The organism is Rhizobium phaseoli, assembly GCF_010668805.1.
GTDB classification, from domain to species: Bacteria; Pseudomonadota; Alphaproteobacteria; order Rhizobiales; family Rhizobiaceae; genus Rhizobium; species Rhizobium phaseoli_A.
Genome location: NZ_WUFT01000139.1, coordinates 1 through 393, shown reverse-complemented (window position 1 = coordinate 393; position 393 = coordinate 1). Strand labels below are relative to the sequence as shown.

Annotated in this window: 1 protein-coding gene; it reads right to left on the bottom strand. The window is 53.9% G+C overall.

Annotation, left to right across the window (positions count from 1 at the left end; all coding sequences use genetic code 11):
- A partial coding sequence (locus GR197_RS32190) for a hypothetical protein (protein ID WP_204330544.1) occupies positions 1-393 on the bottom strand: 393 nt, incomplete at both ends.

Sequence of the window (393 nt, the reverse complement as noted above, 5' to 3'; positions counted from 1 at the left end):
ATGTAAAACATGCTTTCAGGTAACAGAAAGATCACGACGCTGAAAGCCGAAGCAAATCTCACAATATGAAACTCGCTTCCGGCTTCTGGAGAAATGGCGCGCGGGGGACCCGACCGGCGATTACCCGCCAGATGACGATCCACCGGACCAGCCAGATCGGACATCCATGCTGGACCAGGTAGATTCCCCTGGCTTGCCTCTTCAGGGCACAACGTGCTAATTTTGTTACCGATAACATCGAACGACGGAAAAATGGCGGGCTGATTTGTTATCGGTAACACCTTCGAGCCCGATTGTTCGATTACGGTGAACAGATCGAGGCCCGTCTGCGGGCAGACCCTGAACTCATGCAGGCGACGCCCACCGCCATACCGCTCGAGACATACAAAATGG